10 protein-coding genes are annotated in these 12,825 nt (G+C 52.5%); 6 read left to right on the forward strand and 4 right to left on the reverse strand.

What is annotated here, in order from left to right:
• Positions 1 to 72: 72 nt before the first annotated feature.
• From Pr1d_RS00165 to Pr1d_RS00185, 5 genes are all read left to right on the forward strand, one after another.
• The gene (locus tag Pr1d_RS00165) at positions 73 to 1,920 is read left to right on the forward strand and encodes a redoxin domain-containing protein (protein ID WP_148071612.1); all 1,848 of its coding nucleotides are present in this window, start codon (positions 73 to 75) and stop codon (positions 1,918 to 1,920) included.
• A gap of 269 nt (positions 1,921 to 2,189) precedes the next feature.
• Entirely contained in the window at positions 2,190 to 3,056 is an 867-nt protein-coding gene (locus tag Pr1d_RS00170; RefSeq protein WP_148071613.1) for a sugar phosphate isomerase/epimerase family protein, read from the forward strand.
• 42 nt (positions 3,057 to 3,098) lie between these two features.
• Complete coding sequence (locus Pr1d_RS00175) at positions 3,099 to 4,142, forward strand: Gfo/Idh/MocA family protein (RefSeq protein ID WP_148071614.1); 1,044 nt, start codon at positions 3,099 to 3,101, stop codon at positions 4,140 to 4,142.
• A gap of 110 nt (positions 4,143 to 4,252) precedes the next feature.
• Positions 4,253 to 6,172 (forward strand): glucosamine-6-phosphate deaminase, encoded by a 1,920-nt coding sequence (gene nagB / locus Pr1d_RS00180; protein WP_148071615.1) that lies wholly within the window; start codon positions 4,253 to 4,255, stop codon positions 6,170 to 6,172.
• A 19-nt stretch (positions 6,173 to 6,191) separates the two neighbouring features.
• On the forward strand, positions 6,192 to 7,157 hold the full coding sequence (locus Pr1d_RS00185) for a calcium/sodium antiporter (RefSeq protein ID WP_148071616.1): 966 nt from the start codon (positions 6,192 to 6,194) through the stop codon (positions 7,155 to 7,157).
• Between the two features lie 693 nt (positions 7,158 to 7,850).
• Here Pr1d_RS00185 and Pr1d_RS00190 read toward each other — a convergent pair.
• The 4 genes from Pr1d_RS00190 to cobA all read right to left on the reverse strand — a co-directional run bounded on the left by Pr1d_RS00190 (position 7,851) and on the right by cobA (position 11,274).
• Positions 7,851 to 9,023 carry a S1 family peptidase gene (locus Pr1d_RS00190; protein ID WP_148071617.1) on the reverse strand — a complete coding sequence of 391 codons (1,173 nt, stop codon included), beginning with the start codon at positions 9,021 to 9,023 and terminating at the stop codon, positions 7,851 to 7,853.
• A 12-nt stretch (positions 9,024 to 9,035) separates the two neighbouring features.
• Entirely contained in the window at positions 9,036 to 9,224 is a 189-nt protein-coding gene (locus Pr1d_RS00195; RefSeq protein WP_148071618.1) for a hypothetical protein, read from the reverse strand.
• Between the two features lie 14 nt (positions 9,225 to 9,238).
• The gene (locus Pr1d_RS00200) at positions 9,239 to 9,478 is read right to left on the reverse strand and encodes a hypothetical protein (protein ID WP_148071619.1); all 240 of its coding nucleotides are present in this window, start codon (positions 9,476 to 9,478) and stop codon (positions 9,239 to 9,241) included.
• 248 nt (positions 9,479 to 9,726) lie between these two features.
• Entirely contained in the window at positions 9,727 to 11,274 is a 1,548-nt protein-coding gene (cobA, locus tag Pr1d_RS00205) for a uroporphyrinogen-III C-methyltransferase (protein WP_148071620.1), read from the reverse strand.
• 70 nt (positions 11,275 to 11,344) lie between these two features.
• Between cobA and Pr1d_RS00210 the strand changes: the two genes are divergently transcribed.
• Positions 11,345 to 12,814: a tetratricopeptide repeat protein gene (locus Pr1d_RS00210; RefSeq protein ID WP_168204978.1), complete on the forward strand. Its 1,470-nt coding sequence runs from the start codon at positions 11,345 to 11,347 to the stop codon at positions 12,812 to 12,814.
• Positions 12,815 to 12,825: the final 11 nt, after the last annotated feature.

Raw genomic sequence — 12,825 nt, forward strand, 5'->3', positions numbered from 1 at the left:
AACATAAGTTGCTTTTCAGCGACGTGTGCCGATGAATTACTTTAGATCGACCCTCCCTGAGGTTCAGTTGCCATGACTAAGACAAAAAAAATCGTTTTCCTATTGCCGTTTGTAGCGATTCTGACGCTCGTAGCTTCTGAGGAGATCTTTGCTTCCGCTCCCGTTCTGACGGGGCGATGGGGTAATACTTGCCTTCCACCGCAATTGATTTCTCAATACGAAACCAAGCCAACTCAAGCAGTAGTCGTTGTTACCTTCTCGACGAAATGCCCACTTGTGCGTCGGTTGATTCCCAAACTGAACGAATTGCAGAAGAATTATGATGAAACTGGAATCCAATTCTTTGCTTTGTTTCCCAATGGAAGCGATGACTTACAATCCATAGCCGCTTACGCTCAGGATACGGGGCTTATTTTTCCTGTTTATAAGGACGATGCGGAGAATCCTTGGCACGAACAACTCGAACTCAAGACCACTCCTCAGGTGGTCGTGCTCGATACACGTGATGGATACGATCCCACAAAGATCGTCTACCGAGGACAGGTAGACGGCATGTGGTTTGGAGGTGGAACGGCTGATACGAAGCAAGATTATCTTGCAGACGCGTTAGATTCTTTTCTCCAGGGCAAAGAACCTTTGCTGAGTGAAACGGCCGCATCGGGTTGTGCCATTGCCAGGCACGCTCCGCGGGATCTGAGCGAATATCAATCGGTGACATACTACCGAGAGATTGCCCGCCTCCTACAAGACAATTGTATGAACTGTCACCGCGAAGGGGAAGCTGGCGCCGAGCTGTTCAGCTCTTTCGAGGACTATGAAACAGTAGCCTCAATGAGCGAAGTGATGCTCAGTCGAATGGAAAACGGATTGATGCCACCTTGGCATGGCAGAACGGACGCAGAGGGTGAAACGGGGGGATTCAAGCATGATGAACGCCTAAGCACCGGACAAATTGACACATTTCGTGCCTGGGTAGAAAACGGGTGTCCCGTGGGAGACGTTGCGGATGCCCCACCGAAAAAGAAATGGCCGTCTTCAGAAGATTGGGCCATTGCCGAACCGGACTTTGTTTTTGAAATGCCTGAGCCCTACGAAGTTCCTCTGTTTAGGCTCGATGAATATCAGTTCTACAGGGTTAAGGCCAATTTTTCCGAGGATCGGTATATCCAAGCAATTGAAGTCAAGCCAGGGAATCGAGCGATCGTACACCACATTGGAGCAATCATCGGCCCCCACAATGAAAAACAACTTGTCGCCACACAAGCAATGTTCGAGCTGTATGGCCTGACTGGCGATAAAGTGAAGAAAGTTGGTGACTATATTGCTGGCGATCCTTTCAACGCGCGGACTTACGAGAAGGACTTCGCACTCAAATTGCCGGCAGGCCACGACATCTTCTTCGAGATGCATTACACACCAACAGGTCGGAAGGAAGAGCCAGACGTCTCTCGAATGGGAATCGTGTGGGCCAATCAGAAACCGGAGCATGTGCTTGAGACAAAAGTTTTCAATCGCAAAGACATACGCTTGCGACCACACGACATGCACTACGAGAAGTCCAACTATTACCAGTTTCCGACTGATGTTCTGATCTACGCCCTCGCTCCTCATATGCACTATCGGGGAAAAGATTTTGCAATCTATAAAGCCGTAAACCCTGGAACGCCTGAAGAGAAGCGAGAACTGATCATGAGTGTGCCGACGTACGATTTCAATTGGCAACGCACATATGAATTCGTTAACCCTGTTCGGCTCAAGGCAGGAGACGCACTCTATACAGTAACTCACTTCGACAATTCGCAGTACAATCCAAACAATCCTGATCCCGAAGCGTTGGTGAAGTTTGGTTTGCTCTCAGCACAGGAAATGCTCAATCTTCGTGTGAAGTATGAAGTGGTAGATTTCGGGCCGGTGCAATAGAACTAAGTACAGATTAGCCTTTACCCACACAACTGCGGGGAAGTCCGTGCGGTGCAGTACCACCTCGCGCCCGATATTCCCTGGTTTCTGCACAACATATTGTGATTCTGTGATTTCTTGTTTCACAGAGATTTTCTTGGTACCGACAACTTCTTGAGACCAAGGGGGCTAGACCGATTTCTATCGGCCTTATACCGTAGACGGCTGGCGATAGTTCGTCGCCAATCGTCCTACGAGTCACGATCCAATCTCAATCAAGAATCTATTCCATGAATCCATGTACTACAGACCATTGGCCTCTAGGAGTGTTTACTAGTATCGATGCAGGGTTGGGTGTCAGCTTTGACGTACTAGCGCAACTTCAACTTACGACAATTCATCTTCATGCCCCAGCAGCTGCCAAGCGGTCCCCGGAGGCTGCTGCTGAGCTGAGTGAACGGCTGAAGCGGCTCGGCATCGAGGTTTCTTGTGTTTTTGCTGGATTTGAAGGCGAAAGCTATGCGGATATACCAACAGTCGAGCGTACCGTGGGACTCGTTCCTACCGAAACCCGAGACAAGCGCGTTGCAGAACTGAAAGAGATAGCCGACTTTGCTGCGAAACTGGAAGTCAAAGCCGTGGGTCTCCATCTTGGTTTCGTACCCCACGATCCAAAATCGGAGGCTTACCAGCAAATAGTCCAAACAGTTCGAGATGTTTGTGACTACTGTACTCAGAATGGCCAGGCGATTCATCTAGAAACTGGACAAGAACCTGCGGACGTGCTTGAGGGTTTTTTGGAAACGGTCGGACGAGAAAATCTTTTTGTGAATTTTGATCCAGCCAATATGATTCTCTATGGTTGCGGTGAACCGCTACCTTCTCTCGAGCGAATTGGACGTTTCGTTCGAAGTGTCCATTGCAAAGATGCGAAGTGGTCGGACCAACCGGGTGAAACTTGGGGCACTGAAGTCGCGCTCGGTGAAGGAGATGTTGATTTCACTCAATTCCTTCGTATTCTCGAGGCTCTTCGTTATAAAGGTCCGCTTACCATTGAGCGTGAAATTCCCCAGGATCCTGCTCGCCAGCTTGAGGAGATTGGTAGTGGCGTGAATCTCCTTCGACGCACTATGGAAGCTCTGAGATTTTCTACCTAAGCAGTAGCCTCACCTGTGATCAGGAACAAAGAAAGCGACATCATGTTGAAAGTCGGAATTGCAGGCATCGGATTCATGGGAATGATCCATTACCTGAGCTATCAAAAGATTCGCGGAGCCAAAGTAGTCGCCATCTGCGAGCAAGATCAGAATCGCCTAACTGGCGATTGGCGAGATATTAAGGGGAATTTTGGTCCGGCCGGCACCATAATGGACCTGAAGGGTGTGGATACATACAGCCAGATCGATGACATGCTCGCCGACGAGCAAATCGATGCAATTGACATCACACTTCCACCTTCGCTGCACGCCGATATTGCGGTCAAAGCCCTTCGTGCCGGCAAGCATGTATTCTGTGAAAAACCAATGGCACTCGTTCCAGCTGACTGTAGGCGAATGGTCGCGGCTGCGGAGAAAGCAGATCGCCAGATTCTGGTAGGGCACGTATTGCCGTTCTTTCCGGAGTACAATTGGGCATTGAAAACGATTCGCAGCGGCCGTTACGGCAAGCTATTGGGTGGCAATTTCAAACGAGTAATTGCCGACCCAAGTTGGCTTGCTAATTATTGGCAAGCCGACAAAGTGGGAGGTCCTTTGCTGGACCTTCATATTCACGATGCCCACTTCATTTGCCTTCTCTTTGGGATGCCGCTGACCGTTTCGACCACTGGTCGCACGAGAAGCGAACTCGCGGAGTATTGGCACTCCCAGTTTGCCTATGGCCCGAAAGGTCCGGTCGTACAAGCAACATCGGGAACCATTCCCCAACAAGGCCGCCAATTCTTACACGGATTTGAAATTCATCTGGAAAAAGCAACACTGCTTTTCGAGTTCGCCGTGATAGGCGACAAGGCGGAATACCTATGTCCTCCAACCTTGTTGAGTCAGAAAGGAAAAGTTGACTATATTTCCCTGGCAGGCGAAGACCCCACACACGCCTTTGATGCCGAAATCAGGGAGGTCGTCCGCTGCCTCAGCCGAGGGGAAACTTCGAACATTTTGAACGCTCAACTTGCTCAAGACGCAATTCTATTGTGCCAGAAACAAGCCGAAAGCCTATCGAAAGGGAGAGCTGTGAAGGTCTAGGTTTTTGCGCAAATTGATGAATTAGCTCGTTGCAAATCTACAGGCAGTCCCCACATAATAAAGGGACGCTTAAAAATTTAATTCTTCCTCAAATTGAGAGCAACGGCTGCATGTCCCCGAGTGAAAAAATTCCCTGTCAAGTATTTCGCCTTGCCCGCGAGGCGAGCTGTCATGTCGCCTCCCAAATTGCAGCACTTATTCGTAAGCGAAGCGACGAGAACAAGGCTTGCGTGCTGGGTCTAGCCACCGGTAGCACCCCAGTGAGCGTTTACAAGGAACTTGTACGTTTGCATCGGGATGAAGGGCTCTCCTTCAAAAATGTGGTGACTTTCAATCTCGATGAGTATTTTCCCATGCAATCCAATGAACTGCAGAGCTATGTGCGGTTCATGAATGAGCATTTGTTTGATCACATCGACATCGATCCGGCCAATGTCCATATACCTGATGGCACGCTTGCCGAAGCCGATGTCCCCGCTTTCTGCCAGCGATACGAGGAGCAGATCGTCGAGGCCGGTGGCATCGACATACAGATTCTGGGAATCGGTCGCACGGGACACATTGGCTTCAACGAACCTGGCTCGGGGCCCAATAGTCGCACTCGTATGATTACACTTGATCGCCTCACGCGGAACGACGCAGCAAGCGACTTCTTTGGTGAGGAGTATGTTCCTCGTCGCGCGATCACCATGGGTGTTGGCACGATTTCCGATGCAACGCAGATCTATCTTCTGGCATTTGGGGAAGGGAAGGCTCCGGTCGTCGCTCAATCGGTTGAAGGCCCGATCACTCCAAACATCCCAGCGACCTACTTACAGGAACACCCAGATGCTCGATTCATACTCGATGAAGCTGCAGCAGAGCAATTGACTCGCCTTCGATCTCCTTGGGTATTGGGGTCTGTAGATTGGGATGACGCTACCATCCGCAAGGCTGTTATTTGGTTGGCAACTCGCCTTGAGAAACCTATCCTCAAGCTGACTGAAGAAGACTACAACGAAGAGAGTCTGCAGGATTTATTGGCAACAGTGGGCTCTGCCTATGAAATCAATCTGCGTGTGTTCCGGTACTTGCAATCAACCATCACTGGTTGGCCTGCTGGTAAACCTGAAAAGGCCAGGCAGCCTGGCGACCGCCGACAATCCTACGATGATGTGTTCCCGAAGCGGGTGTTGATTTTTTCACCACATCCCGATGATGACGTGATATCGATGGGGGGCACCCTGATTCGCCTGGCTGACCAGGGGCATGAAGTACACGTTGCCTATCAAACGTCTGGGAACATTGCCGTGTTCGATGACGATGCAATTCGATTTGCCGAGTTCGCCGCTGAATTCAATCGGCATTTTGACATCGACGCTGAGCGGGTGGACAGCTTGGAAAAGCATGTCGAACAATTCCTCAAGCACAAGGTGGCTGGTCAGGTTGACAGTGCCGAGGTGCAGTCGATCAAAGGACTGATTCGCCGCGGCGAGGCTCGCGCTGCCACTCGCTCCTCGGGGGTGCCTGCTGAGCGATTGCATTTTCTCGACATGCCGTTCTACGAAACAGGTCGGGTTCGCAAGAAACCGCTCAGCGACGAAGACATCGCGATCACGGTCGATCTTCTGGAGAGCATTAAGCCTCACCAGATTTATGCGGCAGGTGATCTATCTGATCCCCACGGCACTCACCGCACGTGCCTGAGCGCCGTTTTTCAGGCCTGTAATCGCGTGAAGGATCAGGATTGGTACGAGAGGTGTGTTGTTTGGCTTTATCGTGGAGCCTGGCAGGAATGGAACCCACATCAAATAGAGATGGCCGTTCCCCTGAGCCCTCGCGAATTGATGCGCAAACGGACTGCAGTTTTCAAGCATCAGTCTCAAAAAGATCGGGCGCTGTTTCCCGGCGCTGATCCCCGTGAGTTTTGGCAGCGAGCCGAGGACCGCAATCGTGCGACGGCTAAATTCTATGATGCACTGGGCCTTGCCGAGTATGAAGCAATTGAAGGCTTTGTCTGCTGGAATGGCGATGCGGAAGGGATTCTTTAAATCACAGGCTGCCTAGTAGATGCTCATTCCATGTGGCCTTATTGTTTTGGGCGTCGTATTCCTCGTACTGGGGGGCGAAACGATACTGCGCGGCGCAGTCGGCTTGGCGACACTGTTGCGGCTCTCTCCGGCTGTAATCGGACTCACGGTTGTCGCAGCAGGAACTTCAGTTCCTGAACTCGCCGTCAGTGCGATGGCTTCTTATCAAGGCAGCGCCGAAATTGCCGTGGCAAATGTGATAGGCTCGAATATCTTCAATATCACGGTCATCCTGGGGCTCTGTGCCGTGTTTCGTCCCATCGCCGTTGTGGGTAACACAATCAAGCTGGAGTATCCTGTGCTCTTGCTGGTCACGTTTCTGGGAGTTGTCCTGGAGCACGACGGCGAGATCGGACGGCTGGATGGCATGTTGTTCATTGCCTTCTATGTAGGCTTCACGACTTATTTGGTACGACTGGTTCGGCGCCAGGTTTCGGCAGAAGAAGCCGCGGAATTAAAAGCGGAAGTTGCCGAGTTAACCCCTGCAACCGAGCGGCCAAGTCCTTGGGTTTGCCTCGGTCTATTGACCGCAGGGGTGACCTTCTTGGGGCTGGGCGCGAATGTGACCGTGGAGGGCGCCGTGCAGCTTGCCCGCCTGTTGGGCTGGTCCGAGCGCGTCATCGGCTTGACCATCGTCTCCGCCGGCACGGGATTGCCGGAGGTCGTGGCTTCCCTGATATCCAGTATCCGTGGCAGAAGCGACGTCGCGGTAGGAAATGTCATCGGCTCGAATCTGTTTAACATCTTGGGCGTTTTGGGAATCAGTTCAATGTTAGCGCCGCTACCGGTCGATCCTCAATTGATTGCTACCGATGCCTGGTGGATGCTGGGGATCACGCTCCTGTTGTTTCCCATGCTCTGGTCCGGTCGTCAAATCATCCGGGCCGAAGGGCTTCTCTTGCTGGTGGTCTATTGCGTTTATGTTGGGCGACTGTTGATTAATTAAGAAGGTGTCTTTCTGCACGCCTCCATTGCACTGGTCTTGAAGCTTCTGCATCTGTTCAGCCAATTAGTAGCCGGATTCGCAAGAATTCGGATCGGAGACTTCCCAAACTTTCATTCTCTCGTCTGAATTCTTGCGAATCCTGCTACATTTGGAGTCCAGAGCAAAGGAACCTCGCCGTGAGCTTTGGAAGATTCAATCAAGACAACTCTGGCTGTTTCGTTTTTCGCGGCCGTTTGGCACTCGGTTGTGTTTCCGGCAAGCTCCGCGACTAGCGCCGTTCATTCACGCCGAACGCAGGTTTAACCTGGGCTGTTGGTACCCCTGGACGACGCTTCCTGTGTCATTTAGCATTCTAGCGTTGCTCAAGAGCCTTTCCGCCGACCACCCCGAAGGCAAACGCCAAAAACAATAATCCGAAAGCAATCACGTTCCCAGGCCAGAGTGGTAAGCCAATCCAAACTCCCTCCTTTAAGCCAAGACGGAGGAGCAATTCGACCCACCCCCCAACGAAAACAAGAGCGAATATACCCGCAAGCATCAACGGATAAGTCCACTGCCGATGGAAAAACACCTGATGAGCATACCTCGGAGTGGTAGCGAAGTTCGTAGAACTCACATGGCCTTACCTGGGGTTTAGTTTCAATACTTCCAGGGACTCCAGAGCCAATTCTGCACTTTGAGCAACTGAAGGTTTTATCCTGCCGCTTTGAGCACCATGACGGCCAAGGCAACGATTCCGACCGCGGCTAGAGCGGTTTTTACTTGTTCAAATAAGGGTTGTTTGGCTGTGAAGTGTGATTTGTTTCTTTGAGGTGATGCGACTTCGGCATCGACTATCTCGTCGTGGGGCTGTTCTTCCAGTTCGTCGAACGTTGGCGGGGAAAGAGTGTTTGCATTATGTGATGCCTTGCTTTGATCTGGATTTTCTGCTCGCAGGTCGGCCAACTGGGCCTCGCTTGATTGCCATTCGTCCTCGAAGGAAGCCTGCGTTGAGTCACTAGTACGAGGTGCTAATGAGCGAGCATCCTCTTTTGCTGATCCCTGCACGATAGCGTTTTCCGCTTGTCTACCGATATTGGGTGCTAACGTCGCTAAGAATGACTCGACGCGTCCTCCAAAACTTCCCAGCGTGGTTCCCTGGCCGGCGCCGAATAAAACACCAGCCAACTCTCCTCGATCGTTGAAAATGGGACCACCCGAGTCACCTTGCCGCGCTTCGACGTCAAGCTCGACCATCTGCTGCGGGAGGTTGACGTTTGGGGAATAGTATTGTGTACAGCGGCCGGTAACGGAACGATAAATGCCGGGTCCATAGCCGCAAATCGTCAAGAGATCGCCAGGCTGGGGTGCCTTGTCAGCAATCTTTACAGGTTCAACTTGTGGGTGCCAAATCACCAAGGCCGCCAAATCCCAATCGGGATCGACTTTGAGCGAACGGGCCTTGGAAGTCACCCCATTGGGGAAAATCACCTCGATTGGACCTTTGGCGTCGCGGACCACATGCCAGTTAGTAATCACAAGCCCGAATTCTTCGCGGACATCGATTAAGGTGCCACTGCCGAAAGATGTCGCTTCACCCTCAGGAACCACCACCCGCACCACTGCCGGGTGGGGCTTGGCAGATTGGGTTGGCATTGCGGAAGGGGAGGGGAGGGTACCCAAGGGAACTGTATTTAAGGCGGGTTGCTGCTGCACGTCAGACAGTCTTGACCCAATTTCTTCTTGCCAGATGCGGGCAAAATTGGCCGACGAGAAATCAGCCAATGCCTGCAAGGGGAGCGCGAAGTGCGCACAAAGGATGGTGCCCGCTATCGCGATTCGATAGCGGGCACATACTCTCCAGAACTCACTTACTTGATGTAACATCACAGAGGTTTATCAAACCTTAGGGGCTGGAGGTGGTGTCCGGCGACTTCTTTCATTGTTGAGTATCATTTGTAGCAGCCGACTGCGAAGCTGAATGGCTTCCTCGTTTGGTTTGAGGTAGCCGGTAGGCTTTACAGCGGATGAAATCGCCACTTCTTCTCGTTCTCTTCGACTGACCGACACAAGGGGCAGTTCATTCATGGTCTGTTCCTCCCTTAGGCCGCAATGGGTCGACCACCCCGAAGCTCTTCATCGCGTCGAGGAAAATCCTGGCCATCGTTGTAGAGGGCTTTAAGCCTCCGCAACTCTGCACGCAGGGCATTCTCTGCCAGTTGGGTCAATGTCAGTCGTGCGGGGTAACCGGCCAGATGGACCGCCGCATCGCGTGCCTCGTTCAACACGTCAAGCGGAAGGTAAATCGTGGCCCGTACTTTTGGGTTTAGTCCATGTTGCATGCTCTCGTTCCCTGCTGCGAGTACCTAGCGTGGGGTTTCGCTCCTTGCGAAACACTGTGTCCCTGGTGCATTCATCGGACGTTGGTGACCATTACTTCAAACGTCAGACGTTTGGCCGCAGGGATTGGCTAAGAGGCACGCGAGTTAATTGTGGCACAAAAAGAAGAATCGCTAATATTTGACTCACGCTCAGCCGGAGAGTCACGCCCTACGAGATAGAGAAATCTCGGACAGCGTGGCGGGGCCGGCTAAGGAGCGGTTTCGTTTTCTACAATCGCTAAGAGCAGACCATCAGTTGTGTACTCTCCCGCGACGACACCTGCTGGATAACCCGCCTCGCTGAGTACCTCGGCGGTCAGGGGGCTGATCGCAGCGAGCTTTGCCTTGCGCAATTCATCGCCAAACATTTGCACCAGCGACCGAGCAATGGCCGAACTGGTAACTGTGATCCAATCGATCTTCCCTGCACGCAGATTATTAAGAATGTGGTTAGACGGCTCTAGGACATTGTTGCTCTGGTAAACGACTACCTGAGATACATCGGTTCCAGCGGCAGTCAACAACTCAGCAAGTACCTCGCGGCCTCGGCTTGCCCTCAGCAGCAGCACTCGCTTGCCTTTTGATAACGGGGCAAGCTCTTGGGCGAGTGCTTCAGCGCGATACTCGCTTGGCTGCAAGTCGGCATGCAGGCAATATTCTTTGAGTGCCGCAGCAGTCGCAGGGCCGATTGTGGCGAACTGGCAACCTGCTAGGTGCCGTAGATCACGACCGGTTGCCAACATTCGATCGAAGAAATACTTCACCCCATTGGCGCTGGAAAACACGAGCCAATCGAACGAAGCGAGGTTTTCGATCGCTTGATCGACCAATCCCCACTCCGAAGGAGGTTCAATTTGGATTGCCGGCTGACATGAAACAATCGCACCCTTTTCGTGCAGTTTCACCGTAAGATCGCTCGCTTGATGCTTGGGCCTCGTGACCAACACGGTTTTCCCGAACAACGGACGATCCAGTTGCTGTTGTGCGATCGAGAACCAGGGGTTGCCGCTTGCAGCGGCAACCACATCTCCCACGATGATAATTGCAGGGGGTCGCAGCTTATGTTTACTCAAGAAGGTGCCTAGCTCTCCCAGGGTCGTTCTCAAAACTTGCTGGTCGGCAAAACTACAGTGACGCACGACCGCTGCCGGAGTTGATTCAGCCTTGCCGTGGTCGATGAGCCTTCTTGACCAATCACCGGCAGTAGTTACTCCCATGTAGAAAACCAAAGTCCCTGGAAATTTGGCGAGGCTGCTGAGGTCAATCGCATTCCCCGCTTTCCCCTCGCGCTCCTGGCCGGTGACGAGCGCAACGCAGGAAGCGACGTCACGATGGGTAAGTGGTATCCCGGAATAGCTGCCAGCCGCCAGACCAGAGGTCACACCTGGCACCACTTCATAGGAAAGGCCAGCCTGTTCGAGGGCAGCGATTTCTTCGACCGTGCGACCAAAGATTGCTGGATCGCCTCCCTTGAGCCGGACCACCATTTTGCCCGCGCTGGCCGCCGCCACCATCTGTTGGTTGATTTCCTCCTGGGTCAGGATGCGTCCCTCGCCGTGGCGACCGAGGCAGATGAGATCTCTCTGTCCTAGATTTTCGCCGAGGAGGCCGGCATGATTGAGTACCACTGGATCTACGAGATAATCATAAAAAACCACGTCTGCCCGCTGCAGGAGGCGGAATCCACGCAGAGTAATGAGCGATGGATCGCCGGGGCCCGCTCCCACAAGGTACACTTTGCCAGATTCATTGGTCATCGGTTCAGCACCTTTGGGTCGCTGCGGGGTTACGGTGGATAGCGCGAAACAACATGATAGAATAATGGCCATGGAACCTGAACAACAAGCCGCCACGTCGAAACCGCTCCATGGCATGACGCCCCTGAGCCCTGCCTCACGGCAACGTTTGCAGAAGGTTTTTGAGCATGGGCAGCGTTGCGCTGAGAAAAACGACTATGACTATGCCACGCAGCTGTTCTCACAATGTGTCGTCGAAGATCCGGGAAATATTGTCTATTTGCAGAGCTTTTTCGCCAATCTGCAGAAAAAATATGGAAACAATAAGTCTGGTGCTCGGATGGCAGGCTTGAAGATCAAGAGCCCTCGCTCGACACTCTGTAAGGCCGCAGCCAAAGGGAAGTGGGCCGAGGCACTGCAAGCAGGTTGCACGGCACTTGCGATCAATCCATGGGATATCCCCACGCTTCTTGCTATGGCTCAAGCTTGCGATGAACTGGGAATCGACGAATCCCAACTCACCTATTTGCGTTGGGCACTCGACACGAATCCGAAAGATATCAATGTCAATCGTCAAGCGGCGATCACGCTTCAGCGGATGGGCCAATTCGATCAAGCAATCTCCTGTTGGCATCGAGTCGAACAGGCCAAGCCCCATGACGAAGAGGCTTTAAGGTCAATTTCGCGGCTCTCGGTCGAAAAAACGATTCATGAGGGTGGCTACGACCCTGACTTGCTGCGGCAGGATAATTCGGCGGATGGTGGGTCCCATTCCTCGGTTGCCAGCTATTCACGCCATTCAAAAGGCGAAGTCGAAGAGAAATCGCCTGAAGACCAACAACTTCCACCAGAAGAGCGATTTCGAAAAGAGATCGCGAAGGATCCGACGGACTTGCAAGCTTATTTCAAACTAGCGGATCTTCAGGTGCGCGAACGTCGGTACGACGAGGCTGAAAAGCTACTAGAACAAGCGATGCAGGTTTCAGGTGGTGGCGATCTCACTGTCCGCGAGCGAATGGAAAACGTGCTAATGCGACGCTCTCGCGAGCAACAGGCAATTGCCGAGAAGCAGTTCGAGGAAGATCCAACCGACGAAAATCGGCAACTTGCGATGCGCGTCAAAGCTCAGGCCAATCAACTCGAACTCGAGACTTATGCCGCTAAATCAGATCGCGATCCGGGCAATACTCGGCTCAAGTACGAATTGGCCGTGCGTCTGAAGCGTGCCGGCAAGCCCAAGGAGGCAATCCCCCATTTACAGGCAGCGCGGAGTGACCCCCAGCGTCGAGTTCAAGTTTTGTTGGAGCTGGGGGAGTGTTTTCAGAAAATTGAGCAGTACAAATTGGCTCTCGCGAGCTATGAGCAGGCCCTAGAGGCTTGCGACGAGCCAGATTCAGAAACTCGCCGATTGGCTCTCTATAGGGCAGGGGTTTTGGCCACAGGCATGAAGGAATTCGACCGGGCCGAAAGTCATTTGACCGAGCTGGCAGGGCTAGATTTTGCCTACCGCGATGTCTCTGACCGGCTAGACAAGATCAACAAATTGCGTAATAGTGGGTGATTCGGGTTGGC

It is taken from the genome of Bythopirellula goksoeyrii (genome assembly GCF_008065115.1).
GTDB classification, from domain to species: domain Bacteria; phylum Planctomycetota; class Planctomycetia; order Pirellulales; family Lacipirellulaceae; genus Bythopirellula; species Bythopirellula goksoeyrii.

Bases quoted from the DNA above. Each gene is read 5' to 3' on its own strand.
- Pr1d_RS00190 (WP_148071617.1), bottom strand. From the start codon at position 9,023: ATGTTACATCAAGTAAGTGAGTTCTGGAGAGTATGTGCCCGCTATCGA.
- Pr1d_RS00195 (WP_148071618.1), bottom strand. From the start codon at position 9,224: ATGAATGAACTGCCCCTTGTGTCGGTCAGTCGAAGAGAACGAGAAGAA.
- cobA (WP_148071620.1), bottom strand. From the start codon at position 11,274: ATGACCAATGAATCTGGCAAAGTGTACCTTGTGGGAGCGGGCCCCGGC.
- Pr1d_RS00210 (WP_168204978.1), top strand. From the start codon at position 11,345: ATGGAACCTGAACAACAAGCCGCCACGTCGAAACCGCTCCATGGCATG.
- Pr1d_RS00175 (WP_148071614.1), top strand. From the start codon at position 3,099: ATGTTGAAAGTCGGAATTGCAGGCATCGGATTCATGGGAATGATCCAT.
- Pr1d_RS00170 (WP_148071613.1), top strand. From the start codon at position 2,190: ATGAATCCATGTACTACAGACCATTGGCCTCTAGGAGTGTTTACTAGT.
- Pr1d_RS00185 (WP_148071616.1), top strand. From the start codon at position 6,192: ATGCTCATTCCATGTGGCCTTATTGTTTTGGGCGTCGTATTCCTCGTA.
- nagB (WP_148071615.1), top strand. From the start codon at position 4,253: ATGTCCCCGAGTGAAAAAATTCCCTGTCAAGTATTTCGCCTTGCCCGC.
- Pr1d_RS00165 (WP_148071612.1), top strand. From the start codon at position 73: ATGACTAAGACAAAAAAAATCGTTTTCCTATTGCCGTTTGTAGCGATT.
- Pr1d_RS00200 (WP_148071619.1), bottom strand. From the start codon at position 9,478: ATGCAACATGGACTAAACCCAAAAGTACGGGCCACGATTTACCTTCCG.